Below are 25,638 nucleotides of genomic sequence, written 5' to 3' on the forward strand. Positions count from 1 at the left end.
TGTTACCTCGCCATTCAGCCCAGCGTCTTGCGGTAGCGGCCTTCGACCATGCGGTTCCAGCCCAGCATGATGACCAGATTGGCAGCCAGCAGCACAAAGGCGATGGCCGCGCCCAAAGGCCAGTTCAGCTCGTGCAGGTATTCGTCATAGATGAGGGTGGCGACCATCTTGACCCGGCGCCCACCCAGAAGGCCGGGGATGGCAAACGAGCTGGCCGCCAGGCCAAACACGATCAGGCTGCCGGACAGAATGCCGGGCAAAACCTGCGGAAACACCACGCGGCGCAAGGTGGTGGCGTGCGACGCGCCCAGCGAGAGCGAGGCGCTCTCCACTGACGGATCCAGCTTTTGCAGCGAAGTCCACACCGGGATCACCATGAAAGGCAGCATCACATGCACCAGCGCAATCACGATGGCGGTCTCGTTGTAGAGCAGCTTCACGCTGCCGATGCCAACGGCCTTGAACACGGTGTTGATCAGCCCTTCCGGGCCCAGCAGCATGCTCCAGCCAAAAGCGCGCACCACCACGGAGATGAGCAGCGGCGCCAGGATGATCAACAGAAAGATGGAGCGCCAGGGTGCGCGCATCTTGCTCAGGATGTAGGCCTCGGGCGCGCCGATGGCAATGCAGATCACGGTGACGAGGGCGGATATCCACAACGTGCGCCAGAAAATCTCGTAGTAGTAGCTGTCGGTGACGATATGCACATAGTGCTCGATGGTGAACGTACCGGCCACCGGCCCGCTGTCGGCGTTGTATACGTTGAACGACAGAATCGTCGTCAGGATGAGCGGCACCACCAGCATCACGGCAAACAGCAACAGGGCTGGCGCGCTCATGCCCCAAGGGGCCCAGTTGCGCCGCTCTGGTATCGGGGTGCTTTGCGCCATGGTTACGGCAGGGCGGCTCATGCGGCCACTCCTTCACCGGCAATCACGCGCACATTGCTGTCGCACCAGGCCATGCCGACCGTGCTGCCCACCCCATGCGGCTCGCTGCCATCGTTGGCCGAGGTGACCGTGAGCGTGCCCAGCGGGCACTCCACGGTGTACATCCAGGTATTGCCCAGAAAGAAGCGCTCGCGCACCTGACCCTGCACGCGGCCGGCGTCAATCGCGGACAGCAGGATCTTCTCCGGACGCAGACCGAGCAGCACGCGCGCGCCACCGGCAGGCAACGCGCCACTCCCCACCACCTCGATCGCCACGCCGCCCACCTGGGCCACGGCTCCGCCCTGCGCCGAGGGCATCGGCTGCACCGTGGCCTGCAGCAGGTTGGCCTTGCCCACAAAGGTGGAGATGAAGGCGTTGTGCGGGTGCTCGTACACGGTGTGCGGCGTATCTACCTGGGTAATGCGGCCAGCCTCCATCACCACCACGCGGTCACTGATCGACATGGCTTCGCTCTGGTCGTGGGTGACCATGATGGTGGTGGTGCCAACCTTGCGCTGGATCTCGCGCAGCTCGAACTGCATCTCCTCGCGCAGTTTGGCATCCAGGTTCGACAGCGGCTCGTCGAGCAGCAGCACCGGCGGCTTGATCACCAGCGCGCGCGCCAGGGCCACGCGCTGGCGCTGGCCGCCGGACAACTCGCGCGGGTAGCGGTCGGCGTACTGCGCCAGATGCACCAGGGCAAGCGCCTCGCTGGCGCGCTCGCTGCGCTCGGGCTGGGCCACCTTGCGCATCTCCAGGCCAAACTCCACGTTCTGGCGCACCGTCATGTGGGGGAAAAGGGCATAGGTCTGGAACACGATGCCCAGGCCACGCTCATTGGCCTTGGCCCGCGTGATATCGCGGCCATCCAGCTCGATACGGCCCTCGCTCACATCCACAAAGCCCGCAATCATCTGCAAGGTGGTGGTCTTGCCGCAGCCCGACGGGCCGAGCAGCGAGACAAATTCACCCTTGTTCACCTCCAGATTGAAGCCGCTGACCACACGTGTGGCGCCGTATTGTTTGGAGACTTGGTGAAGACGTAAAAAACTCATGGGGATCACCTCGGTGGCATGCAAAGCAACCCTGCAGATCAGCGCGCTGGCATGGACGATTTCTTCAATAATTCAGCCGATTTTCGGAATGCAAGCGAATCAGAGACACGGTGTAAACACTAATAATGGAAGATAAATTTGATTTATTCCGTTAAATGGAATAAAAATCGAAAATCTCATTGTTTTATTCCGCGTACACCATGGACCACGACAACGAAGACGCCGCCAGCCACCAGCGCGGCACCCTGCACCGCAGCTTTGTGGTGCTGCGCGCGCTGGCGGCGCACCAGAAGGAAGGCGTGCGCGTCACCCACCTGGCCAAGGAAATCGGACTCACCCAGGCCACCACCCACCGCCTGCTGCAAGGCCTGGTGCAGGAAGGCGTGGTGGAGCAGGACCAGCAGCACAAGCTGTACCGGCTGGGCCTTGATCTGTTCTCGCTGGCAGCGCTTGCTGGCGGAGTGCAGGATTTGCGCAGCCTGGCGCGGCCCGTGCTGCTGCGCCTGTCTGCCAGCCTGAGCGACACGGTGATCCTGCTGGTGCGCTCCGGCTTTGATGCGGTGTGCCTGGATCGGATCGAAGGCCAGTTTCCCATCCGCACCTTCACGGGCGACATTGGGGGCCGCGTTCCGCTGGGCGTCGGTCAAGGGTCGCTCGCCATCCTGGCGAATCTGCCCGACGCAGAGCGCGAAGAAGTATTGCGCTACAACCTGCCCCGCATCCAGCACTACAACGTGTACGACGAGGTGTACATGCGCACCGAGATCGACAGAACGCTGCGCCAGGGCTATACCGCCAGAAACTCCGGCCTGCTCGAAGGCATGGCGGGCCTTGCTGCACCTGTGTTTGACCGCAATGGCCATGTGGTGGCCGCGCTGTCCATCGGCACGCACACGGCACGCCTGAATGAAGAGCGCCTGCCTGCCGTGCGCGACATGCTGCTGCGCGAAGCCAAAATGCTCAGCAGCCAGATCAACCCGTTCGATCCCACGTTGCGCCACCCGATGCATGCACTGTCCACCGGCGACCGCACGCGCAGCCTATAGACCGGGAACGGCAACACGCGTGAAAAAACGCCCGCTGGTGCACATTGCATGCAAATTTTGTATACAGGTAAAACACCTAGATTGGCAGCACCACAGGCTGGCGGCAAACTTATATAGTCAAGCTACCGGGCGGCCGCATGGCGTGCGGCCGCAATGCTCTGGAGATTCTGCATGGATTACACCCGCCCCAATCACGTGCCTACGGCCGAAGAACTGGCAGCCGCCGAACGCAGCGAAAACCGTGGCCTCATCGCCTTTGCGGTGCTGGTGATTGTCGCCACCCTGTTTGCAGCACTCGCCTTCGGCAGCCATATCGCCACTTGACACTATTACTTTGATCGTAAATTACGCATGCTGGTCAACCGCCAGCGGCTGATCTACTCCAAATACGGCAAGCGACAGACAGGCTCTGTGCTTTGCCGCTACCATGCAAGGCGCCTTCTGCCTTTGCATGCTCCGATGCCTTCCGACGCCTCCTCGCCCCCCGCCGTCTCCTCTTACCCTCGCGCCACCCTCGTGGGGCTTTCGGCAGTGCTGTGCTGGTCGACCTCGGTGGGGCTGTTCCGCAGCGTGGCCGAACACCTGGGGCCGATTGGGGGCGCGGCCTCCGTCTTCACGGCAAGCGCACTGCTGGTGACCTTGCGCTTTGGCCTGCCTCGCGTGGCGCAGCTGCGCAAGATGCACCCCGCCTATCTGTGGGGCTGCGGCCTGCTGTTTGTGCTGTACGAGATTGCGCTGTCGCTCTCCCTCGGCTTTGCCAGCAACCGCACGCAGACGCTTGAGCTGGGGATGATCAATTACCTGTGGCCCAGCCTCACCATCGTGCTGGCCACGGTGTTCGGCCTGCAGCGCTTTCGCATCGGCCTCGTGCCCGGTGTGCTGCTGGCCATGGCCGGTATCGTGCTGGTGCTCAAAGGCGACAGCGCCTTGTCGATTGCCAGCGTATGGGCCAATGTGCAGAGCAACCCGCTCGCCTATGGCCTGGCCTTCGCTGCGGCCTGGCTCTGGCCCTGCTATTCGGTGCTCTCCAAGCGCTATGCACATGGTGCCAACGCCCTGCCCGCCTTTTTGTGGGCGGTGGCAGCCGTGCTGTGGGCCAAGTATGCCTTCAGCGCTGAAAACGCCTTGCAGTGGTCTGTGCCCGCCGTGCTGCAACTGGGCATGCTGAGCGGCCTCACTGCGCTGGGCTACAGCTGCTGGGATTACGGCATCCGACACGGCAATCTCACGGTCATGGCCGTGGGCTCGTACTTCACCCCCGTGCTGTCAGCCCTGGTGGGTACGGTGTGGCTGCAGGTGCAACCGGGCTGGAGCTTCTGGCAAGGCGTGGCCCTGGTCACCCTGGGCTCGCTGATCTGCTGGTGGTGCACTCGCCAGCCTCGCAACAAACAGTAACCACAGACCCCAGCGGCAACCTCCATCGCGCCATACCACGTGGCACACTCGCGGGTTTTGCAAAACCCCTGGGGAATGGAATCAATGCTCGGAAAAATTGAGAGCGGTCTGCTGTATCTGATGCGCCTGGTGATGGTGATCCTGGTGTTGTTCACCTTGTTCAATTTTGCACTGTGGAGCTGGGAAGCCGTGCGCAAACCCAAGCCTGACACTGCGATTGAGGACGCCCACAAGGACCGTGACTGGGCAGTGCTCAAGATCAGCGACGAAGAGCTCAAGAAGATCACCTACTCCGACTTCGGCTTTGGCGATGCCAGTCAGACCCTCAACGACGGCAAGCTGGCGGCCGATACGGCGGTCGTAGCCGCCTTTGCAGAAGTGGATGCCCTGGTGCGCGCCGCCATCGAGCGCAACCCCGCGCAGCGCAAGAAGCTGGAAGACGACAACAACGAGCGCGGCCTGGCGCCAGCACAGGCACTGCCTGCACTGGTGGAGGCCATGCAGGCCAAGGAACGCGCCGATCACGACACGGCTGCGGCGGCCGCAGTGGACGCTACCACCGCAGCGGTTGCGGCTGCCCAAGCGGCAGATGACGATTGGCAACCCCAGCCCACCAGTATTGGCGAGGCGCTGTTGAACCAGACACGCAGCATCATCACCAGCTACAACTACGACGCAGGCCGCGCATTTGTACTGGGCGCGCCTGCTGCCCTCAAAACCCTGCTGGCCGACCCGCAGGTGCAAGCCGGCATCAGCAAGCAGACCACATCCATCGTGGTGAGCAATCTGCTGCTCAACTACAACATGGTGTTCAGCGCCAAGGCGGGCGAGAGTGATGTGCAGGCTGCAACGCCGGGCTGGCTGGAACGCCTCCTGGAGCCCAGCAACCTGCTGGTGTTCACCGTGCTGCTGTGGTCGTTTGTTTTCCTGATGATGATCGTCGTCTTCCTGCGTGTGGAACGCCATCTGCGCGCCATGTCCCAGGAAGGCAAGGCGCTCGTGCAGCGCCCATAGCTTCTGACTGAGTCAGTCTTCAGCACCTGTCAGGCAGAGAGCGCCATCAACGGTGAGAAAAGGGGAGCGAGTGCTCCCCTTTTTGCTGGCTGCTACGCAGCCCTTTGGTGATGTGGCAATGCAGCTTATGGCTGGGTCACGCTGTAGCGGATATCCGCTGGCGCACCCGCCGTCAGATCGCCCGGCTTGACATTGCGGAAGGCGTTTTCCGCATCCGTTCCCGCCTTGGCCGCTGCCGTCACCTTGGCCAGCAGATCGCTCTCGCTCACGCCTGACTGGGCATTGAGCTTGACGACAAACTTGCCGTCCGATGCGATCGAGTTGACCGAGTTGCCGCCCGTCAGCTCAGAGACCGAATAGCTGCCCGCTGGCAAGCCTGACTTCTGCAACTCCATCATGGCGCGCGCAGCGGCATGCAGCGCGCTGGTGCGGCCATAGTTGCCGCTGCTGTGGCCACCAGGGCCCTGGAACTCTGCCACGATGGTCTGTGCCTGCGCCAGACCGGCGCCCCATGCGGATGCGACCAGGAACAGGGTGGAAATGGTTTTCTTCATGGTATTGACTCCTGCGGGTGGCTTACTTCACTTCACGGGTGCGCACGCCGACCGGGCCGAGCGCTGGCGCGATCACCGTGCCGTCGGAGAGGTTGTAGCCCGAGGCCATCAACACCGCCATCATGGCGCGCTGGATTCGCTTGGCTTCGCGCTTGGGATCGCCGCGCGTGCCCCATTCCCAGAACGCGTGGCCGCCACCGCCCGCAACATCCGATGCGAGCGACCAGTTGTAGGTGGGCACGCCCGTGTTGGCAGGCACGTTGTCGTTCAGGCTGGTAGAGCCCGATGGCACCTTGCCGGTGTTGTCCACACCTACCGACTGGGCCGCCTGCCAGCCCACCTGCAATGCGATGTTGGCGGTGTTGCCGTTGACGAACGCAGGGCGCAGGCCATACCAGACCTGCTCGATCGACACCGCCTCAGGCGAGCCGTCGGCCTTGCTGTAGCGGGTGTTTTCAGCCGTCATGCCCGCCTTGAAGGTGGGCTCGATCTTGGCACGCATCTCGTTCAAGGTGTCGGTGCGCTCCGAGCGCATGTCCACCAGCAAGGAACAGCTGGGCACCACATCGCTGCCGGCAGCGGGCGCTTCGCAGCTGGCCTGGCCCACGGTGTAGGTGGTCTTGAGCGCATCGCTGCGCTCCTCCGAAGGCGTCTTCAGATCGGCAATCATCGCAATGGTGGAGGCCATGGCTTCAACGGCGCTCGGGCCAGCGCCCGGGGTTGCTGGCGCCTTGAATTTCATCTCGAAGCGGTAGCTGCCGGTGAAGTTGACCGTGCCGCCGCCTTCCGAGCCGAAGTTGGCAACGAAGTTCAGCGGGTTCGAACCCGTGCCCAAGTCCTGCTCAAAGCCATACAGCTGCTTCATGCCGGCCAGGTTGCCCTTGCCCTCTTCGCCTGCCGTGCCGCACAGCCACACGTCGTACACCGGCTTGATGCCGTATTTCTTGAACATGCGCGCCATGGTGAACACGTTGGTGGTGTTGCCCATCGCATCCGAGTAACCCGGCACATACATGCGCACACCGCCACCGGCCTTGGCCTCGTCCTGCGTTGCAAACCATTTGCTGGAGCGCGCGTAGTTGTCGTCTTCGATGATGCGGCCATTGGCATCAAAAGCCAGCTCCGTCTTGATTGCAGCCAGCTGCGCAGGGGTGGTCACCACGGGGTCGGTGATCGGCTGCAGCTTGATCGGCTGGTATTTCTTGTCCTCGGGCGGCAGCACCTCGGGGTTGACCACGTCGATGTGCGACTCGATCAGCACCTTGGGATACTGGCCCTTGTACGATTGAGCACCGGAGCTGCCCGAGTATGAGCCCTTGATTTCCACGCAGGCGTTGTACACAGGCAGGCCATCAACGATCTGCACGTCCGAGCCAGGCAGATTGCCGTCGGCACGGGTTTTCACCTCGCTGGCTGCAAAGCCCCAGTCGTTCACGAAGCGGCGATGCACCTCCTGCGCCATGCGGTTTTCGTAGCGCGAAGGCGATGCAATGCGCACCAGCTCCATGTGCTGGTTGTAGCGCTGCTTTTCGCTGGCCGCCGTGTTCAGCTCGGCCATGATGTCCTGGATCTTTTTGTCGGCCATCAGCTTTTGCGAAGCCGACGCAATCAATGGATCGATGGCGGGAATCCCATCCACAATGGTGGTGGGCTTGGGGGTGGCGGGTGTTTCACCACCGCTGTTGCTGGAACCACTGCCTCCGCACGCGGTCAGCAACAAGGCTGCCGACATGGCGTAAAACAATGGAGATCTGCTGAAGATGTGCGTTTTCATCATGCTCTATGCTTCTCCGAAAATGGTGCGCCGGCACCGTTGACCAACCTTCCTCGCCCGACCGATATCAACAATGCTTGGATGCATTTTTATAAATATTCGCAATGAAGTTATAGATATAAATTCTTGCGAAACGCATCATCCCGCCATGCCAAGCGCCTGAACTGTCACCGATTTGTCAAACCGGGGAGAAACCATAGGTTGGTTGCCGCAGCAGGCATTGCGCGGCGCAAGGTGCATCACAGCGCTGCAAAACCAGCATCAGCGCGGCACCGGTTCCGCATCACAATCACGGGCAGACGTCCATCCCTCATCCTGCTGCTCTTCCCGCGCACCATGCCCTACCTTGTTTCGCTGCTCACCATTGCCGGCATCTACCTGGCCGTGCTTGCCAGCCCCGGCCCCAACTTTTTCATCCTCAGTCAGCTGGCGCTGGAAGGGCAGCACAAGGCAGCGCGCTTTGTGGTGCTGGGGCTCACCACGGGCTCCATCTTCTGGGTGGTGCTGGCGCTCGCGGGCCTGTCCACCTTGCTCGCGCAGCATCCGTGGCTGGCCGCCGGCGTACGGGTGGCGGGCGCGGCGTATCTGCTCTGGTACGGCGTGGGGCTGCTGCGCTGCGCACTCCGCTCCCACCGCAGCGCCGAATCAGGTACTGCCGCGCACACGCCGCGTCTTGCGTCACCGCTGGCCGCCTATCGGTCAGGCTTGTTGACGGGGGTCACCAACCCCAAGGGCGCCGCGTTCTGGACCAGTGCGTTTGCCGCACTTTTCCCCTTGCATGCGCCAGCCTGGTTCCATGTAGCAACTGTGCTGCTGGTCACCAGCCTGTCGCTGGGCTGGCACCTGGGAATCACCTGGGTGTTCGGGAACGCAGCGCTGCGCCGCGGCTACCTGCGCATGGAGCGGGCCGTCAATGGCATTGCTGGCGGTGCGCTGGTGCTGTTGGGCATCCAGCGCCTGGCCGGGCGTTGAGCATCTGCGGCTAGTCAGCCGCGCAGCAACCACAGGCCTGCGCCAAAGACGACGGCGTGCACGGCCAGCAATGCGCCCAGCCATGTCAGAGCGGGCGACGCCATGCCGTCCAATGTCTGCTGAATGCGCGCGGCCAGAAAGCTGCGTAGCGCTGGATCGCCTGGCAGCGCCTCACCCCCGCCATGGGCCGCACGGGTTTCGCCCCATTCCTGCATCAGCTCGGACAGCGGCAACCGGTCCATCAGCATTCCGACAACCTTGCGCACGACCGCGCCGTCCCCCACCAGGGGTTTGAGCTTCTCCACCGCAGCCTCTGCCGAAAACACATCCGCGCCGCGATGGAAGGTGCGATGCGCCGCAGGCAGCGCTTCTATCCGGGTTGCCAATTGATCGGCCAGGGGCTGCGCCAATGCAGGGCCATAGCGGCGCACCAGCTTGGCCAGCGCCATGCCTCGGCCCAGACTCATGCCCATGAAAAAATAGGCGGGGATGGTGAGCGCCAGCAAGACCAGAACCACTACAGGCCCTGCTCCCAGCGCATCAGCGGGCAATGCCGCCTTGGCGCTGCTCCAGAGCACCAGGTAATAGGTGGTGCTGAGCAAGCCCAATGCAAAGGCGAGCGCCACGCCCAGTGCGATTCCGCCCACCATCGATACGCCTGCGCTTGCACCCGTGCGCAGCGCGGAGCCCAACGCCCCTTTTGGTACTTGTTCTGCCATCTTGGCTGGTCTCCCGGTTGCCTGCGGCAAACGGCGCCGCCCCAAGACATCATAGAAGAAGCATGGATGGCAATGCAGCAAAAATCGGCCGCCCCACCAGCTGCACCTTCGCCCCTCGACCAGTCAGAGGCCTCGGCCTCACACCCCCTTGCGAGCAGCTTCAATGGCCGCGATATCGATCTTGGTCATGGTCATCATGGCAGCAAATACGCGCTGCGCCGTAGCTGGGTCGGCATTGAAGACGCCCTGCGTCAGCGCACGTGGGGTGATCTGCCACGATATGCCCCAGCGGTCCTTGCACCAGCCACAGGCGCTTTCCTGGCCGCCGTTGCTCACAACCGCATTCCATAGCCGGTCGGTCTCCTCCTGGTCATCAGTAGCGATCTGGAACGAAAACGATTCGTTGTGCTGAAAATGCGGCCCGCCGTTGAGCCCGATGCACGGGATACCGGCAACGGTGAACTCCACCACCAGCACATCGCCTTGCTTGCCGTCGGGATAGTCGCCGGGTGCGCGGTGGATCTGGCCCACCGTGCTGTCAGGAAAAGTCTGCGCATAAAAGCGCGCTGCCTCCAGGGCGTCGCCTTGGTACCAGAGGCATATGGTGTTTTTGGGAGTCATGCAAAAGTCTCCCGCTGGGTCTGTTCAACCTGACGGGCACCATGGTCGCCCGCCGCAACCAAGCTACAGGGTAATACCGTTCACATGAACAAGGGGTAACCAGGGCGTACGGATCGCGTCCAGATGTGCGTCCAGATGTGATCTCGACGTCTTTTGCTATATAAATATTAGCAATCAGTGCTTCACAGCTAAGCGCCAACGGGTCTTTTGATACGTGAATCGGTGCCTGCGCTGCACGTCACTCACGCGCACTGCGCTTTTGCTCGCGCAGCATGAACAGATAGAGACTCTCCACCTTCTCGCGGGCCCAGGGCGTCTTGCGCAGAAACTTCAGGCTGGAGTTGATGCTAGGGTCGAGCGTAAAGCAGCGCACCGGAATGCGCGCCCCAAGCCCCGGCCAGCCAAAGTAATCCACCAGCTCGTTCAGGATGCGCTCCAGCGTCATGCCGTGAAGAGGGTTGCGAGGTTGCTCAGAGAGGGTCATGGCGCCATTGTCGCCCAGTACAGCCCTGCAAGGCTTGTACCGGGTAACAGGCAAGGGCCCGTATGCAAAAATTATGCATGTTGGCGCCACTCCTTTGGCACAGCCTGCGCCGTCGCGCCGCAAGCAGGCTTGAAGGCGATTCAGAAGCGGTGGCGTATGCCCGCCCCGATGCTGCCCTCCGCGCCATGGCCCGAGAGCCTGTCGCTCAAGTAGATGGCGTACACGTCGGTGCGCTTCGACAGCTGGTGGTCATAACCCACAGCCCAGTTGGTGCGGCGGCTATCGTCTGTATTGGACGCATCGCGCCGGGTGCGCGCCACCGAGGCCATGAATTTGCCTGCCGCGCCCACCGGAACACCCACGCCCAGTTGAGCAGTGTTGGCCCTGGTGCCCAAATCAGGGGTGCGCGCCCGCTGCCACTGGCCGTAGACCTTGGCCATGCCCAGGTCGTAGGAGGCAGCAGCCAGCAGCGCCGACTGGCGGGTGATGCTGGTGCCATCCAGCCCCGGCCCGTACTGCACGGTTTGCGCAACCAACGCTGCCGCGAGGGGCCCCTGCGCATAGTTGATGGCCAGGCTTTTGTTGCTGCGGCCGTGGTCGCTTGCCTGTTCTCCAAAACCATAGGAAACATCGGCACGAAAACCGCCAATGGTCGGCGAGGTGTATTGCACGGTGTTGTTCCACACGCTGTCGCCCAGCACTGCGCGGTCGTATGCCACCTGCCAAGTCTGGAGCATGATGGGAGAGAACTGCAGCGAGCCGCCGAATGGATCGAACTGGCCGCTGGCCACAAACAGCCGGTTGGTCTGCCGCCCGGCAGATACTTGCCCGAAACCGCCAGCAAGCCCTACCCAGGCGTTGCGCGACAGAAAAGGATCGGCGCTGTTGCGTCCGTTCGCTCCACTGTCGGTCTGAAAAAAGCTCTCCAGCGCAAACAGTGCCTTGAGGCCGCCTCCGAGGTCTTCGCTGCCGCGCAGGCCCCAGTAGGAGGTGGTCATGCCATTGCTGTTGACAACCAGGGTGCGCGCCAACTGGTCGCTGCGCCGCATGGAGCCGACATAGGCGTCCACCAGCCCGTACAGCTGCACGCTGCTGCTGTCGGCGGCCCGGGCAGGCGCATGAACAGCCGTGGTGCCGCCAGCCACCAGCGCCACTGCGGCGGCATATGCAGAGAATGAAGTTTGCATGGATGCGCCCCTTACTGCTTTGGAATGCCGGCACGCTGGATCACGGCGCCCCAGCGCTGGATTTCGCTCTCCAGCAGCGCCGCCTGCTGCTCGGCGGTGCTGCCCCGCGCCTCCACGCCCAGGCCCTGCAGGCGTTGCTTCACATCGGGCAGAGCCAGCGCAGCGTTGGCCGCCTGGTTGAGCCGCGCGATGACGGACTGAGGCGTCTTTGCCGGTGCTGCCAGCGCATTCCACGAGGCCACGCTGAAGCCCTTGGCCACCGGATCGCTCTCGGCCACGGTCGGAACCTGCGGCAGCCCGGGCGCGCGCTTGTCGCCCATGACGGCCAGTGCCCGCAATACCTTGCCGCTGACCTGCGCCATCACCGGCGCGAGAATTTCAACGGCCGCATCCACCTGCTTGCCACGCAGCGCATTGAGCACGGCGGGCGAGCCATTGAAAGGCACGATCTGCACGTCGATGCCCAGCGTGGTCTTGAGCAGCTCTGCCGCCAGGTGCTGCGTGCTGCCCATATTGATGGTGCCGATATTGAGCTTGCCAGGCCGCGCCTTGGCCTGGGCGACCAGATCCTGCAGCGAGCGGATCGGGCTGTCCTGCGGCACCAGCACAGCCAGGTCGAAATAGCCCAGCGTCGAGATCGGAGCAAAGTCCTTCGCCGCGTTGTAGGAAAGCGACTTGAACAGACCTTCTGCCACCGCGTTGGCATTGGACATGAGCAGCAGCGTGAGGCCATCGGGCGCGGCCCGCACCACCTGCTCGGCAGCCACCACGCCACCCGCACCCGGCTTGTTGTCCACAATGATGGGCTGGCCGCCGAGCAGCTCGGTCATTTTCTGCGCCACGATGCGCACGGTGAGATCGGCTACGCCCCCCGGGCCGAAGGGCACCATGATGCGGATGGGTTTGGAAGAAAATGATGGCTGGGCACCTGCCGCCAACGGCATGGCCCCCAATGCCAGCAGGGCGCTGGCAAACTGTCGTCTTTGCATGTGAAGTCTCCTGTAGAGCCCACACTGTGGCCAAAATCGATGCTGCTGAGCACTGCCTCCGAGCGGCTAGCAGATATGCCCGTTCGGCATGGCTGCGCTACAGTTCCTCGTCTCCCGCTCCCTCCAGCACCTTGCGCACCACATCACCGCCAAAACCGCGGCTGGCCAGAAAACGCATATGCTTTGCCCGCTCCTGCGGCGTGGAGGGCTGCTCGCCAAAGCGGCGGCGCCACACTTCCCGGGCCCGCTGCAGCTCGGTGCCCCGCAGGCGATCCATGGCGTCGGCGATCAGCTCGGCATCCACACCCTTTTGGCGTAACTCCTGCGCAACGCGATTGGCGCCAAAGCGCGCCGCCTTGGTATGGAGCACGCTGTCCACAAGACGCTCGGCACTGATGAAGCCCTTGGCTTCAAGCGCGTCCAGCACCACGTTCAGGTCGTCGCCTTCTTCTACATGCGGGCGAAGCTTGGCCACCAGCTCGGCGCGCGAGTGCTCGCGCTGCGCCAGATAGCGCAATGCACGGCCTTGGAGGGAGAGTTTGGCAAATGACATTCCGAATGGCATCCGAATTGCTATAAAACAAATAGCTGCCTGTGCACATCTACTGTGCGCAAGCAGCTATTCTTACTCAAACCAATGGATGGCGGGCTCGGATCAGGCGTCGTCTCCATCCGCATCGGGGCCTGCGATCACGCCGTCTTCGGCGGGGCGCAGCGAGATGTTCAGGCTTTCGCGCACCTTGTTCTCGATCTCGATGGCGAGGTCGGGATTCTCGCGCAGGAATTCGCGCGAGTTGTCGCGGCCCTGGCCGATCTTCTCTCCGTTGTAGGCATACCAGGCGCCGCTCTTCTCGATGATGCGGGCATTGACGCCCATGTCGAGGATTTCGCCTTCGCGCGAGATGCCTTCGCCAAAGAGGATGTCGAACTCGGCAGTCTTGAACGGAGGCGAGACCTTGTTCTTGACGACCTTGACCTTGGTTTCGTTGCCGATGGCTTCGTCACCTTTCTTGATGGTGCCGGTACGGCGGATGTCGAGGCGCACCGAGGCGTAGAACTTGAGCGCGTTGCCGCCCGTCGTGGTTTCGGGGCTGCCGAACATCACACCGATCTTCATGCGAATCTGGTTGATGAAGATGACCGTGCAGTTGGTTTTCTTGATAGTGGCGGTCAGCTTGCGCAGCGCCTGGCTCATCAGGCGCGCCTGCAGGCCGGGCAACTGATCGCCCATCTCGCCTTCGATTTCGGCCTTGGGCGTCAGGGCGGCGACCGAGTCCACCACGATCAGATCGACGGCGCCCGAGCGCACCAGGCTGTCCACGATCTCCAGCGCCTGCTCGCCGGTATCGGGCTGGCTGATCAGTATGTCCGGCAGGTTCACGCCGAGCTTTTGCGCATAGCTGGTATCGAGTGCGTGCTCGGCGTCGATGAAGGCGCAGGTACCGCCCAGTTTTTGCATTTCGGCAATCACCTGCAGCGTCAGTGTGGTCTTGCCGGACGATTCAGGGCCGTAGATTTCGATCACACGGCCACGCGGCAAGCCGCCTACGCCCAGGGCGATATCCAATCCCAGCGATCCGGTGGAGACAACCTGGATATCCTCAATCGCCTCGCCCTCTCCCAGTTTCATGATCGTGCCCTTGCCGAACTGCTTTTCGATCTGGGCAAGCGCCGCAGCCAGGGCTTTGGCTTTTTCGGTATTGGCTTCTGGCTTGGTAGCGGTGGCGTTCATGGATTTGTCCTTGCGTTTAACAGTCATGTCGTATGGATTTCTATCCAGCTGTTTGCATATACAGACTGGATGCTTGAACAGTAGTTTAGGGGATTGGTATATTTTATAAAATCATTTTTTTAGTCAGTTTAGTTGACTATATATAAAATACCGACACCGACCTGATCTGGCAAAAAACCCTTTGTTTTCAAAGACCCATGTCCATTCTGCTTCCCCACTTGCCTGACGACAGCTGGCGCCTGACGCACCTGGGCCGCCTTCTGGGCCATGCCATGCGCCGCTTCGATGCCCGCGTGCTGCAGCTGATGGCGCAGGACGAGGCAGTACCGCTTGCCCTGTCGAACCTGGCAGCGCGCGACCAGGTGAGCGCCGCCCATATCCACATCACCCGGCACCTGGCGCTGGCCGGAGACCGTCTGACCGATCTGGCCGAACGCGCAGGCATGAGCAAGCAGGCCATGGCCAACCTGGTGGACCAGTGCGAAGCCTGGGGGCTGGTGACGCGAGCGAGCGATCCACGCGACGCACGCGCCCGCATCGTGCGCTTTACGGGCACCGGCCTGCTGTGGCTGCAGGCTTTCGAGCGGGCGGTGACGCTGGCAGAGGCCGAGTTCCGCGCCGAGGTGGGCGACGAAGTGGCGACGGTGGTGAAACTGGGGCTGGAGGCGTATTGCGGCAGCGATGACCAGGTTTTCTAAAAAATAGCAAAAAGCAGCCAAAAAGCGGCTCCAGCACCCATCAAGCAACCGCTCCTAGCTCCGTTTTTCGAAACGGTAGAAAAGGTTGGGCTCGGAGACCAGATACAGCGCTCCAGCGCCATCCATGGCCACGCCTTCGGGCTGGGGAATGGTGCGCTCCAGCCCGCTTTCGCCCGCCCACAGCGGCATCATGCCGGCCAGATCGCCATTGCGGTCATATTCGTACAGTACCGACGACTCTTCCCCCAGCAGCAGCAGGTTGCCCGTACGGGGATCGACCTCGACCGACGCCAGATCAGTGGTGGGCAGGCCGGTGGGATCGGCTGGCCCCCACGACTCGATAGCCACGGGGGGCGATACGCCAGCGCCAGGGGAGAAAGCAGGCAGGTTGATGCGCAATACCCGCATGGGCCATTTTTCCGTCACAGCAACGAGTTGGCGGCGCTGCCCGTCCCAGCTCAGCCCTTCCACCCCAAAGTTCTTGATCTCCGCATCGCCCAGCGCCAGCGACTGGCCCTGGGTCAGCACCACCTGTCGGACTCCCGGCACGATCTCCACCCAGTGAACACGGTTGCGGCGCTCGTCGGCAACGGCAAACCAGTTGCCTTCGATATGGGCAATCCCTTCAGGATCATCGGCGCCATCCAGGGGCATGAGGCGCAGCAGCTCGCCCCTGGTGCTCAGCTCGGCCACGCTGGGTGGGCGGTTGATCACGGCGAACAAGGTATTGGTGTGCGGGCTGTAGGTCAGACCCGAGAGATTGTCGCGGATGCCGGTGACCGGCTTGGCTTGCTCCTGGGCTCGGTAGCGCGCCAGTTGCGCGTTCGCGGCAGGGGCCGCGCGCTCCCCGGCCATCGCACCGCGCCAGGGCAGGCGCATGGTATTGAGCTGCAGGAAGGCTGCAACCAACAACAACAGCACCATGGCTGCCGCTACACGGCGGCCTCGCAACGCCCGCCCCAATGCCTGGATATCCAGTTTCATCCCACCTTGCCTGGTTGAACACGCCTGTGCGCCAGGGCACCATGCCGGGGCTGAAAACGCGTACGCGCATGGTACGCGATGCCATGCGGCATTTTTGTGACGCGGTCATGCCACACACGCAAAGCCGTGCAACGGCATGCCGGCACGACGCCGCCCCCCGCAGACCGCCAATCACCATATAGGGCGTCAACAGGCTCTAGAATCAGCCGAAACAGCGCGCAGCGCATACCAACAGGAGACCCCATGCGAATTCTGATTGCCGAAGACGACCAGGTGCTGGCCGACGGCCTGCTGCGCAGTCTGCGCAACTCAGGCGCCGTGGTGGACCACGTGGCCACCGGCACCGAAGCCGATGCCGCACTGATGGCCAACAACGAGTTTGACCTGCTGATCCTTGACCTGGGCCTGCCCAAGATGCACGGCCTGGAAGTGCTCAAAAGGCTGCGCGCGCGCGGCTCGGCGATACCAGTGTTGATTCTCACAGCCGCCGAAAGTGTGGATGAGCGCGTGCAAGGCCTCGATCTGGGGGCCGATGACTACATGGCCAAGCCCTTTGCGCTGTCGGAGCTGGAAGCCCGCGTGCGCGCCCTCACGCGCCGCAGCGCAGGCATGAGCACCACCCTGATCCAGCATGGCCCGCTGGAATACGATCAGGCAGGGCGCGTAGCCACGCTGGAAGGCCGGATGCTGGAGCTGTCCGCACGCGAGCTGGGTCTGCTGGAAGTGCTGCTGCAGCGCAGCGGCCGCCTCGTCAGCAAGGACCAGCTGGTCGAGCGCCTGTGTGAATGGGGCGAAGAAGTCAGCACCAATGCGATCGAGGTGTACATCCACCGCCTGCGCAAGAAAATCGAGAAAGGCCCGGTGCGCATTGCCACGGTGCGCGGCCTGGGCTATTGCCTCGAAAAGATCCAGCCTGCGGCGTAATCATCATTTCATAGCGGCCAGCGCTTGGCACATCAGCGCTGGGAGCATTTTTTACCACAAGGACAGCCTTGGCCCTGTTTCGCGGTGAGCAGCGTTCCCTGTTCGGTGAGATCCTCGACTGGATGCTCACCCCGCTGTTGCTGCTGTGGCCGGTATCGCTTGCGCTGACCTGGCTGGTGGCGCAGAACCTGGCCAACAAGCCCTTCGACCGCGCACTGGAGTACAACGCCCACGCGCTGGCCCAACTGGTGAGCGTGCATGGCGGCCAGACCTATTTCAACCTGCCCCAGCCTGCCAGCGAAATCCTGCGTGCCGACGACTCGGACGCCGTGTACTACCAGGTAACGGCGCCCAATGGTCGGTTTCTGGCTGGCGAATCGGAACTGCCCTCGCCCCAGGATGACCAGGAGCGCCCCGTCGGTCTGGTGCAGCTGCGCGACGCCGAACTGCGCGGCGTGGACGTGCGGATTGCCTGGATCTGGGTACGCCTGTCACTGCCCGAGCCCAATCTGGCGCTGATCCAGGTGGCCGAGACGCGCGAAAAGCGCAGCGTGCTGGCGACGGAAATCATCAAGGGCGTGATGCTGCCGCAGTTCGTCATCCTGCCGCTGGCGGTGCTGCTGGTATGGCTGGCGCTGGCACGCGGCATCAAGCCGCTGCACCAGCTGGAGGAGCGCATCCGCGCCCGCAAGCCCGATGACCTCTCGCCCATCAACCACAAGGATGTTCCACTCGAAGTGGTGCCGCTGGTCGATTCGGTCAACGACCTGCTGGGGCGCCTCAACGACTCGCTGGCCACCCAGAAGCGCTTTCTGGCCGACGCGGCCCACCAGCTCAAGACGCCGCTGGCGGGGCTGCGCATGCAGGCCGAAATGGCCCAGCGCGCCGATGCCAATGCCGCAGACCTGAAGCTGTCGCTGCAGCAGATCGGGCGCTCCAGCATGCGCGCCACCCACACCGTCAACCAGTTGCTGTCGCTCGCCCGCGCCGAGGGCCCCGGCGCGCTGCTGCAGCGCAGGCCCTGCAACATGGCCGAAATCGTGCTCGATGCCATGCACGACGGCATAGACCGCGCGCTGGCCAAGCACATCGATATGGGCTATGAAGGCATGCAGACGGACGACCTGGAGGTGTGGGTCAACGGCAACGCCACATTGCTGGGCGAGTTGGTGCGCAACCTGCTGGACAACGCCATCAACTACACGCCTTCCAGCGCCAGCACGCCGGGCATCATCAATGTGCGCCTCTTGGCCGACCCCTTTGGCCACGTGCTGGTGCTGCAGGTAGAGAACTCCGGCCCCGGCATTGCCGAGGAGGACCGCGAACATATCTTCCAGCCCTTCTACCGCGTGCTGGGCAGCGAGGTCGATGGCTCCGGGCTGGGCCTGCCCATCGTGCAGGAAATCGCGCGCCAGCATGGCGCCAGCGTCACCCTGGAAGACGCCTATCCCAAGCAGGTACAGCGCGGTGTGGTGTTCAGCGTGCGGCTACCGACGACCAAGGCGCCCACCCTGGCCAGCCCTGTCTGAAGGCACAGCTGCAGCACCCGGACTGCCCGCTGTGGCTCACTGCCGATGTCGCTCGCGGCTACTTCAGGTACTGGCGCACCTGTGCAATCCAGCTGGCGCGAGCTTGGGCGTTGGCAAAGCTGGACGCGGGATAACCACGGCCTCAAACGGGCCAACATAGACCGCCACGATGCAGGGGTAGTCGCGCACGCGCGTCACGCCCGGCCAGCGGTTGAGGGTTTCGTAGGTCTGTGTCCAGTCCGTCAAACCCTGAGGGCTGGGTTGCACCACATGTTCGGTCAGCACACGATTGTGTCGACTGCACAGGTATGCAGCGTTGAACAGCCATTGCAGCATCCACAGCGCGCAATAACCCGCCACGGCATGCCATACCAGTGAAACAACGGTTTCGTCGGTCATCCACCCTATCACGCCGACTCCCAGCGCGCACAAGCCATTGAACCCTTGCGCAACGATCGAGTGGAACTGGTGAATGCAGTTAAAAAACCAGAAATGCACAAAACGCAGCCGGTAACGCAGCGCACTGCCGTCTAGCAGTTCCATCTTGGCTCCTTAAGAACGTGTTTACGATCTCCACGCAGCCGCGTTGGAGTGCAATCGGGATGACTTCTAAGAGATACAGGCCTGCAAGTCCTTGCCATCCATCACATGCCAGCTTTGCACACGCTTCTTGGTGGCCGCATCGACGCGGGGCAGGCGCAGGGTGTAGCTGGTGGTCTCAGGCCGGTCCACCACCACCTTGGCGCCACTCACACCCTTCTTGCCCATTGCGGCAAGGTGGCGCTCTGCGGCTTCTTCGGTGGAAAAGCGCCCCAGCGAAATGCCGGGCTCCAGGCTCGCCAGGCGAGCGCGGTCGGTGCTGATATCGAGCGCGCGCAATTCGTCGCGGCGTTTGTCCAAGGCATCCTGGCTGCTGAACTTGCCGACATACACCATCCAGCGGCCCGCCGTGGTGGTGGAGTCGAGCTTCCAGCTGCCCTCGGGCAGCTTGGCCAGTTGCAGCCGCAATGCCTCCACCTGCTTGGCATCGAAGCTGCCCGCCACCAGGCATTCCCGTTTTTCAGGTTTCTCGGGTTTTTCAGCGGGTTTCTCAGCCAGCTTATCCGCAGGTTTGTCCGCAGGCTTTTCTGCCATTCTGTCGAATTCGGCCGCTGGTCTGCCTGTGGCATCCGAGTTTGCAGTCGCCGCAGACTCGGACGCCGGTGCTGCACTCTGCATCTGCTTTTGCGCCTGGTCCATTTCCTCGCGCGTCATGATGCGCAACGCTTCGGGGTTGACCTGCTGCTGCAGGCGCTCGGGCTCGGCCGGGTTCTCGGGCGCCCAGCCCAGGCTGCGCAGCATGCCGTGCGAAAACGCGTAGTAGCCCGCATTGGCCAGCAACAGTAGCACGATGGCAAAACGAATCATCCCAACTTTTCCCTTGTCTTGGTCTGCAGCACCCGCACGTCAGCCCTGCACCGGCGCCTGCGGCCGCACACTGATTTCGGAGCTGGTCACGCCCACCAGGCCTGCGGCAGTCTGCACCTGCAACGCACCATCTGCGGCCACGCCCTGCGCGGTGCCCTGAGTGCCATCGCTCAAGCTTACCGCACGGCCTGCCAATGCATCACGCGCGGCAAAACGCTGTTGCAGCGGCGCAAATCCCTGGCGGGCAAACGCCTGCACGGTGGCAACCAGCGCGGGCACCACGGCGGCCAGCGCCTGCGGTGCATCCCAGCGGCTGTCTACCATTTGCAGGCTGCCGGGTATGGTGGAGAGGCCTTCGCCCTGCGGTGCGCGCACGTTGATGCCAATGCCGATCACGACATAGCGCAATGCCTGCTGTTCAAAATACCCACCAGCGCTTGTGGAATGGTCGCCAGATGCCATGAAACTTGCAGTTTCCACCAGGATGCCGGCAAGCTTGCGGTCGCCCGTCAGCCACAGGTCATTGGGCCATTTGAGGCCAATTTTCGGCGCTTGCAGCGTGGCGCGGTCTTCCATAGACATCTGGGGCTGCAGGCTTTCAGCCACGCTTACGCCTACAGCCAGCGACAGGCCGGACCAATCGCGCGGCGCAAGCGGCAGGCCCAGCGAAAACATCAGCGAATCGCCCACTTCGCTGCGCCAGGGACGGCCCAGGCGGCCACGGCCTGCCGTCTGCTGCTCGGCCACCAGCAGGATCGGCTCCTGTCGGCCCTCGCGCGCACGGCGCATCAGCTCGGTATTGGTGGAGTCGATGCTGGGCATGATCTCGATCGTGAAACCCGGCAATTGCGGCTCCACGGCCTGCCAGATGGCCTCAGCGGGCCAGCGGATGGGCTCCTGGCTGGCTGCGGTCATGCGCGGGCCTTTGCCGAAGTTCTGGGCTGGCTGGCTTTTGGCTTGGGCTTGGCATTGGGTTTTGGCTTCGGGTCTGCCTTGGCTTGGCTCTTGGACTCAGCCTTGGCTTTCGCAGTGGTCTCGCCGCCCGTCTTGGGTTTCTTGCCAGGCTCGGGCAGGTCGCTGGCAGGGCCCTTGGGCTTCCAGCCTCGCTTGGGGGCGAGCATGGTGCCCCGGCAGTCCGCTGCGCCGCAATGGCAGGCATAGTCGGCCTTCAGCTTGGCGGTGTAGCGCTCTTCGATGATGAGGCCGTAGTCGTAGCCCAGCTCCTCGCCAGCGCTGATATTGCGCAGCGCGCTGATGAAGATGCGGTCTTCCACCTCTTCGGCAAAGCAGTTGGGATCGCAGCTGTGGTTGATCCAGCGTGCCGAGTTGCCGCCATCACCGCCATCGATGACGCGGTTGCCGTCGATCTGGAAGAAGAAGGTGTGGTTGGGGTTGGCCGGATCGTGCGGGTGGCGGCGCTGGCTCTCTTCATAGCTGATGACCTTGCCCGCATATTCGACAATCACTTCGCCTTCTGCGATATCCTGCAGCGCAAAAACGCCCCTGCCGTGCACACCGGAACGCCGTACCTGGATACGGCGGCCTGTTGAAAAATGGGGGACATTGCTCGGCATGGGAATTTTTCTGCTACTTTAAAAAATAAGCACATGCGCATGTGCGCGTACGTACATGCAGGCGCCCGCGCACATGCGCGTGAAGCGTGCATTGTAAGAGCGTGCTCAGAGAGCCAGCAATCCACAGTGCTGGCAGACCCCAGATTGATGAGAGTGAACCCATGTCCAAGACCCTGGTCATTGCAGAGAAACCGTCCGTTGCGCAAGACATCGTCCGTGCGTTAACGCCGGTGGCAGGCCAATTTGCCAAACACGACGACTACTTCGAGTCAGACGGCTACATCGTCACGAGCGCGGTGGGTCACTTGGTAGAGATCCAGGCGCCGGAAGAATTCGATGTCAAGCGCGGCAAGTGGAGCTTTGCCCATCTGCCGGTGATCCCGCCCTATTTCGAGCTCAAGCCCGTCGACAAGACCAAGACGCGCCTCAACGCCGTGGTCAAGCTGGCCAAGCGCAAGGACGTCACCGCCCTCATCAACGCCTGTGACGCGGGCCGTGAAGGGGAGCTGATCTTCCGCCTGATCGAGCAATACGCGGGCGGCGCCAAGGGCGGCCTGGGCAAGCCCATCACGCGCCTGTGGCTGCAATCGATGACGCCACAGGCCATTCGGGAGGGCTTTGGCAAGCTGCGCACCGACAACCAGATGCAAGGCCTTGCCAACGCGGCGCGCAGCCGCTCCGAAGCCGACTGGCTGGTGGGCATCAACGGCACCCGTGCGATGACGGCGTTCAACTCGCGCGATGGCGGATTCTTTCTGACCACCGTGGGCCGCGTGCAGACGCCGACCCTGTCGCTGGTGGTGGAGCGCGAGGAAAAGATCCGCAAGTTCGTCAGCCGCGATTACTGGGAAATCCACGCCGAGTTCGGCGCGCAGGCCGGCCACTACCCGGCCAAGTGGTTCAACCCCGCCTGGAAGAAAAGCGATGACGCCGAAGCCAAGGCCGACCGTGTGTGGAGCCTGCAGGAGGCTCAGTCCATTGCCAATGCCGCGCGTGGCAAGCCTGCCACCGTCACCGAGGAGAGCAAGCCCACCACGCAGGCGTCGCCCTTGTTGTTTGATCTGACCAGCCTGCAGCGCGAAGCCAACAGCAAGTTCGGCTTCTCTGCCAAGACCACGTTGGCCCTGGCCCAGGCCCTGTATGAAAAGCACAAGGCCCTGACTTACCCGCGTACCGATTCGCGCGCGTTGCCTGAAGACTACCTGCCTGTGGCACGCCAGACCTTCGAGATGCTGGCGCACAGCAGCATGCAGCAACTCGCGCCCTTTGCGCAGCAGGCCATCGGTGCCAACTACATCCGGCCATCCAAGCGCATCTTCGACAACAGCAAGGTGTCCGATCACTTTGCCATCATCCCGACCACGCAAGCCCCCGGGGCGCTTTCCGAGGCCGAACACAAGCTCTACACGCTGGTGGTGCGCCGCTTCATGGCGGTGTTCTTCCCCAGCGCCGAGTACCAGGTCACTACGCGCATCAGCCAGGTTGAACAGCACCATTTCAAGACCGAAGGTAAAGTGCTGGTCAAGCCCGGCTGGCTGGCGATCTACGGCAAGGAAGCCGCCCACGAGGTGGAAGACGCCAAGGACGGCGACAAGGGCCAGAACCTGGTGCCGGTGCAGCCCGGAGAGAAGCCGCTCGCCGACCCGGTCGATCCCAAGGGCCTCAAGACCAAGCCGCCCGCCCGCTACTCCGAAGCGACCCTGCTGGGCGCCATGGAGAGCGCAGGCAAGCAGATCGACGACGACGAGTTGCGCGAAGCCATGCAGGAAAAGGGCCTGGGCACGCCAGCCACGCGCGCGGCCATCATCGAAGGCCTGCTGACCGAAAAATACATGCTGCGCGAAGGCCGCGAGCTGATTCCGACCGCCAAGGCCTTCCAGCTGATGACCCTGCTGCGCGGCCTGGAAGTGGAAGAGCTGTCACGCGCCGACCTGACCGGCGAGTGGGAATACAAGCTGGCGCAGATGGAAAAGGGCCAGCTCTCGCGCGAAGCCTTCATGGCCGAGATTCAGGCCATGACCGAGCGCCTGGTCAAGAAGGCCAAGGAATACGACCGCGACACCATTCCCGGCGATTACGCTACCTTGTCCGCCCCCTGCCCGAACTGCGGCGGCGTCGTCAAGGAAAACTACCGCCGCTATGCCTGTACCGGCATCCACGGCAATGGCGAAGGCTGCGGCTTCTCGTTCACCAAATCGCCTGCGGGCCGCACTTTCGAGACCGCCGAGGCCGACCAGCTGCTGCGCGACCGCAAGCTGGGGCCGCTGGACGGTTTCCGCTCCAAGGCAGGCTGGCCGTTTGCCGCCGAAGTGGCCATCGTGCGCGACGAGGACAACAACAACTACAAGTTCGAGTTCGTGTTCGAAGACAACAAATCGGACGAAGAATCGGGTGAGCTGGTTGATTTTGGCCACCAGAACGCGCTGGGCGCCTGCCCCAAGTGCGGCGCGCCAGTGTTCGAGCATGGCGCCAACTACGTGTGCAGCAAAGCCGTACCCACGGCGCAGCAGCCCACTCCCAGCTGCGATTTCAAGAGCGGCCAGATCATCCTGCAGCAACCCATCGAGCGCGACCAGATGGCCAAGCTGCTGGCCTCCGGCAAGACCGACCTGCTGGACAAGTTCGTCTCCAACCGCACGCGCCGCAGCTTCAAGGCCTTCCTGGCCTGGGACAAGGACGCTGGCAAGGTGAACTTCGAGTTCGAGCCACGCGAAGGCAAGTTCCCGGCGCGCAAGGCAGCGGCTGCCAAGACAGCCGCCAAAACCGCCACCAAGACTGCAGGCAAAGCAGCTGCCAAGGCCACCAAAGCCACGAAAACAGCGACGAAAACCGCCACCAAATCCGCGGCCAAAGCCCCTCGCAAGGTGGCGGCCACGCTGACCCCCAGCCCCGCGCTTGCCGCAGTGGTTGGCAGCGAGGCGACCTCGCGCCCCGAAGTGATCAAGAAGCTGTGGGACTACATCAAGGCCAACGGTTTGCAGGACGCCAAGGACAAGCGAGCCATCAACGCCGACGCCAAGCTCAAACCGCTGTTTGGCAAAGACCAGATCAGCATGTTCGAGATTGCAGGCATTGTGGGCAAGCATGTGAGCTGACCTTGGCTGCTGCCATGACGCTGCTTGCGTGGACCCTGGGCTTGTATGCGCTGCTGGAACTGCTCTTTCACGGCATCAGCTACGGCGTGGCACGCATCATGGAGCGGGAAGCCCGCAAGCAAGGGCTCCCGCTGAAGCCCAGCCGCGCCCACTGGCAGGCTATTTTCTACCGGCTGTTTGCGGTGGCGGCCATCGCCTTGATGAGCCACTGGTATGCGCAGGCCATCAGCGATGTAGGGTGGAAACAGGCCCTGGCAGTGGTTGCGGTGATCTGCCTTGTCGTGACTGCCGTGATCGGCACGGACATCTCCATCATCCAGCACCTCAAAAAGCAAAGCGCCACGCACTTTGTCAATATGCGCGAGATGTCGCTGCTGCACATCCTGCGCCACCTGCCTGCGCACCGCCATTGGTATTTCAGCAAGGCTTACCTGCCCTACGCGCGGCGCGCCAACTTCGGGGTCGGCCTGCTGTCGCTCCTGCTGCTGTATCTCGACCTTCGGGCGTACTATGCAGCCTGACAACGGATAATCCGCAGCCCGCCCACCTACCCATTTCGGATTCGCACCATGTACATCCGCCGCAGCCACCGTATTCTGATCGGCCTTGCCATTGCTCTGGCCGTGGCGGCCGCTGTTGTGGCCTGGCGCGGCCCGACAGTGGTGAACGAGGCACAGGATGCCGCAAGCGCGTTGCTCAAAAAGGCATCCAATCCGCCGCCACCCACCGCCGGCGAACAGCGGCGCAGCCAGGCTCGCCGCACAACCGATGCCCACGGAAAGCCCTCAGCCACGCCGGTGCAGCCACGCAAGTGCATTCAGAATGGCAAGACCATCTATACCGATGCGCCCTGCCCTGCGGGTAGCGAAGAGCAGGTGGTGCCGGAGAACCTGTCGGTCGTGCCCGGGAGTGCTGCACGCTGAGCGCAGAAAAATGAGTGCAAAAAGCAGTGC

27 protein-coding genes are annotated in these 25,638 nt (G+C 62.9%); 11 read left to right on the forward strand and 16 right to left on the reverse strand.

The window, feature by feature from the left end:
* Nucleotides 1-14 precede the first annotated feature (14 nt).
* Both HNP33_RS01305 and HNP33_RS01310 read right to left on the reverse strand, forming a co-directional pair.
* Nucleotides 15-911: an ABC transporter permease gene (locus HNP33_RS01305; protein ID WP_418903812.1), complete on the reverse strand. Its 897-nt coding sequence runs from the start codon at nt 909-911 to the stop codon at nt 15-17.
* Nucleotides 908-1,987, reverse strand: coding sequence for an ABC transporter ATP-binding protein (locus tag HNP33_RS01310; RefSeq protein ID WP_184704440.1), 1,080 nt, complete (start codon nt 1,985-1,987; stop codon nt 908-910). Before HNP33_RS01310 ends, HNP33_RS01305 begins: the two co-directional genes overlap by 4 nt.
* Nucleotides 1,988-2,187: 200 nt before the next feature.
* Here HNP33_RS01310 and HNP33_RS01315 point away from each other — a divergent pair, with 200 nt between their 5' ends.
* The 4 genes from HNP33_RS01315 (at nt 2,188) to HNP33_RS01330 (ending at nt 5,442) form a co-directional block, all read left to right on the forward strand.
* On the forward strand, nt 2,188-3,033 hold the full coding sequence (locus HNP33_RS01315) for an IclR family transcriptional regulator (RefSeq protein ID WP_184704442.1): 846 nt from the start codon (nt 2,188-2,190) through the stop codon (nt 3,031-3,033).
* A gap of 171 nt (nt 3,034-3,204) precedes the next feature.
* On the forward strand, nt 3,205-3,357 hold the full coding sequence (locus HNP33_RS01320; RefSeq protein WP_184704444.1) for a hypothetical protein: 153 nt from the start codon (nt 3,205-3,207) through the stop codon (nt 3,355-3,357).
* A gap of 135 nt (nt 3,358-3,492) precedes the next feature.
* A complete protein-coding gene (yddG, locus tag HNP33_RS01325; protein WP_184704446.1) occupies nt 3,493-4,428 on the forward strand; it encodes an aromatic amino acid DMT transporter YddG in 936 nt (311 codons plus the stop codon).
* 84 nt (nt 4,429-4,512) lie between these two features.
* On the forward strand, nt 4,513-5,442 hold the full coding sequence (locus HNP33_RS01330; protein WP_184704448.1) for a hypothetical protein: 930 nt from the start codon (nt 4,513-4,515) through the stop codon (nt 5,440-5,442).
* Nucleotides 5,443-5,567: 125 nt separating this feature from the next.
* Here the strand turns inward: HNP33_RS01330 and HNP33_RS01335 are convergent, their stop codons facing one another.
* Together HNP33_RS01335 and HNP33_RS01340 are read right to left on the reverse strand one after the other, a co-directional pair.
* Nucleotides 5,568-5,996: a peptidase dimerization domain-containing protein gene (locus HNP33_RS01335; protein ID WP_184704450.1), complete on the reverse strand. Its 429-nt coding sequence runs from the start codon at nt 5,994-5,996 to the stop codon at nt 5,568-5,570.
* A 22-nt stretch (nt 5,997-6,018) separates the two neighbouring features.
* Nucleotides 6,019-7,773 carry a peptidase M20 gene (locus HNP33_RS01340; protein ID WP_184749431.1) on the reverse strand — a complete coding sequence of 585 codons (1,755 nt, stop codon included), beginning with the start codon at nt 7,771-7,773 and terminating at the stop codon, nt 6,019-6,021.
* 333 nt (nt 7,774-8,106) lie between these two features.
* On the opposite strand from HNP33_RS01340, the gene HNP33_RS01345 reads away from it, so the two are divergent.
* Nucleotides 8,107-8,742 (forward strand): LysE family transporter, encoded by a 636-nt coding sequence (locus tag HNP33_RS01345; protein ID WP_184704454.1) that lies wholly within the window; start codon nt 8,107-8,109, stop codon nt 8,740-8,742.
* A 14-nt stretch (nt 8,743-8,756) separates the two neighbouring features.
* On the opposite strand, the gene HNP33_RS01350 is transcribed toward HNP33_RS01345, so the two are convergent.
* From HNP33_RS01350 to recA, 7 genes are all read right to left on the reverse strand, one after another.
* Entirely contained in the window at nt 8,757-9,461 is a 705-nt protein-coding gene (locus HNP33_RS01350) for a hypothetical protein (protein WP_184704456.1), read from the reverse strand.
* 138 nt (nt 9,462-9,599) lie between these two features.
* The gene (locus tag HNP33_RS01355; RefSeq protein WP_184704458.1) at nt 9,600-10,082 is read right to left on the reverse strand and encodes a VOC family protein; all 483 of its coding nucleotides are present in this window, start codon (nt 10,080-10,082) and stop codon (nt 9,600-9,602) included.
* 238 nt (nt 10,083-10,320) lie between these two features.
* The gene (locus tag HNP33_RS01360) at nt 10,321-10,566 is read right to left on the reverse strand and encodes a VF530 family DNA-binding protein (protein ID WP_184704460.1); all 246 of its coding nucleotides are present in this window, start codon (nt 10,564-10,566) and stop codon (nt 10,321-10,323) included.
* A gap of 140 nt (nt 10,567-10,706) precedes the next feature.
* Nucleotides 10,707-11,753 carry a porin gene (locus HNP33_RS01365; RefSeq protein WP_184704462.1) on the reverse strand — a complete coding sequence of 349 codons (1,047 nt, stop codon included), beginning with the start codon at nt 11,751-11,753 and terminating at the stop codon, nt 10,707-10,709.
* Nucleotides 11,754-11,764: 11 nt separating this feature from the next.
* On the reverse strand, nt 11,765-12,742 hold the full coding sequence (locus tag HNP33_RS01370; RefSeq protein ID WP_184704464.1) for a Bug family tripartite tricarboxylate transporter substrate binding protein: 978 nt from the start codon (nt 12,740-12,742) through the stop codon (nt 11,765-11,767).
* A gap of 97 nt (nt 12,743-12,839) precedes the next feature.
* A complete protein-coding gene (recX, locus tag HNP33_RS01375) occupies nt 12,840-13,295 on the reverse strand; it encodes a recombination regulator RecX (RefSeq protein ID WP_184704465.1) in 456 nt (151 codons plus the stop codon).
* Between the two features lie 102 nt (nt 13,296-13,397).
* Nucleotides 13,398-14,474: a recombinase RecA gene (gene recA, locus HNP33_RS01380; RefSeq protein ID WP_184704467.1), complete on the reverse strand. Its 1,077-nt coding sequence runs from the start codon at nt 14,472-14,474 to the stop codon at nt 13,398-13,400.
* Nucleotides 14,475-14,671: 197 nt separating this feature from the next.
* Between recA and HNP33_RS01385 the strand changes: the two genes are divergently transcribed.
* Complete coding sequence (locus HNP33_RS01385) at nt 14,672-15,172, forward strand: MarR family winged helix-turn-helix transcriptional regulator (protein WP_184704470.1); 501 nt, start codon at nt 14,672-14,674, stop codon at nt 15,170-15,172.
* A 54-nt stretch (nt 15,173-15,226) separates the two neighbouring features.
* On the opposite strand, the gene HNP33_RS01390 is transcribed toward HNP33_RS01385, so the two are convergent.
* A complete protein-coding gene (locus HNP33_RS01390) occupies nt 15,227-16,156 on the reverse strand; it encodes an SdiA-regulated domain-containing protein (RefSeq protein ID WP_184704472.1) in 930 nt (309 codons plus the stop codon).
* A gap of 243 nt (nt 16,157-16,399) precedes the next feature.
* Here HNP33_RS01390 and HNP33_RS01395 point away from each other — a divergent pair, with 243 nt between their 5' ends.
* Both HNP33_RS01395 and HNP33_RS01400 read left to right on the forward strand, forming a co-directional pair.
* Nucleotides 16,400-17,080: a response regulator transcription factor gene (locus tag HNP33_RS01395; protein WP_184704474.1), complete on the forward strand. Its 681-nt coding sequence runs from the start codon at nt 16,400-16,402 to the stop codon at nt 17,078-17,080.
* A 68-nt stretch (nt 17,081-17,148) separates the two neighbouring features.
* Nucleotides 17,149-18,609 carry a sensor histidine kinase gene (locus HNP33_RS01400; RefSeq protein WP_184704476.1) on the forward strand — a complete coding sequence of 487 codons (1,461 nt, stop codon included), beginning with the start codon at nt 17,149-17,151 and terminating at the stop codon, nt 18,607-18,609.
* Nucleotides 18,610-18,672: 63 nt separating this feature from the next.
* Here the strand turns inward: HNP33_RS01400 and HNP33_RS01405 are convergent, their stop codons facing one another.
* The 4 genes from HNP33_RS01405 to HNP33_RS01420 form a co-directional block, all read right to left on the reverse strand.
* Nucleotides 18,673-19,152 (reverse strand): hypothetical protein, encoded by a 480-nt coding sequence (locus HNP33_RS01405; protein WP_184704478.1) that lies wholly within the window; start codon nt 19,150-19,152, stop codon nt 18,673-18,675.
* A 66-nt stretch (nt 19,153-19,218) separates the two neighbouring features.
* On the reverse strand, nt 19,219-20,016 hold the full coding sequence (locus HNP33_RS01410) for an SPOR domain-containing protein (RefSeq protein ID WP_184704480.1): 798 nt from the start codon (nt 20,014-20,016) through the stop codon (nt 19,219-19,221).
* 39 nt (nt 20,017-20,055) lie between these two features.
* Nucleotides 20,056-20,931 carry a biotin--[acetyl-CoA-carboxylase] ligase gene (locus tag HNP33_RS01415; RefSeq protein WP_184704482.1) on the reverse strand — a complete coding sequence of 292 codons (876 nt, stop codon included), beginning with the start codon at nt 20,929-20,931 and terminating at the stop codon, nt 20,056-20,058.
* The gene (locus tag HNP33_RS01420) at nt 20,928-21,590 is read right to left on the reverse strand and encodes an SET domain-containing protein (RefSeq protein ID WP_184704484.1); all 663 of its coding nucleotides are present in this window, start codon (nt 21,588-21,590) and stop codon (nt 20,928-20,930) included. Before HNP33_RS01420 ends, HNP33_RS01415 begins: the two co-directional genes overlap by 4 nt.
* A 161-nt stretch (nt 21,591-21,751) precedes the next feature.
* On the opposite strand from HNP33_RS01420, the gene HNP33_RS01425 reads away from it, so the two are divergent.
* From HNP33_RS01425 to HNP33_RS01435, 3 genes are read left to right on the forward strand one after another with little or no spacing between them, the layout of a single operon-like run.
* On the forward strand, nt 21,752-24,685 hold the full coding sequence (locus HNP33_RS01425; protein ID WP_184704486.1) for a DNA topoisomerase III: 2,934 nt from the start codon (nt 21,752-21,754) through the stop codon (nt 24,683-24,685).
* Between the two features lie 14 nt (nt 24,686-24,699).
* Nucleotides 24,700-25,206 carry a hypothetical protein gene (locus HNP33_RS01430; protein WP_184704488.1) on the forward strand — a complete coding sequence of 169 codons (507 nt, stop codon included), beginning with the start codon at nt 24,700-24,702 and terminating at the stop codon, nt 25,204-25,206.
* Nucleotides 25,207-25,254: 48 nt separating this feature from the next.
* Nucleotides 25,255-25,608, forward strand: a complete 354-nt coding sequence (locus HNP33_RS01435; RefSeq protein ID WP_184704490.1) for a hypothetical protein — start codon at nt 25,255-25,257, stop codon at nt 25,606-25,608.
* Nucleotides 25,609-25,638 lie beyond the last annotated feature (30 nt).

The organism is Comamonas odontotermitis (assembly GCF_014207855.1).
Taxonomy (GTDB): domain Bacteria; phylum Pseudomonadota; class Gammaproteobacteria; order Burkholderiales; family Burkholderiaceae_C; genus Comamonas; species Comamonas odontotermitis_A.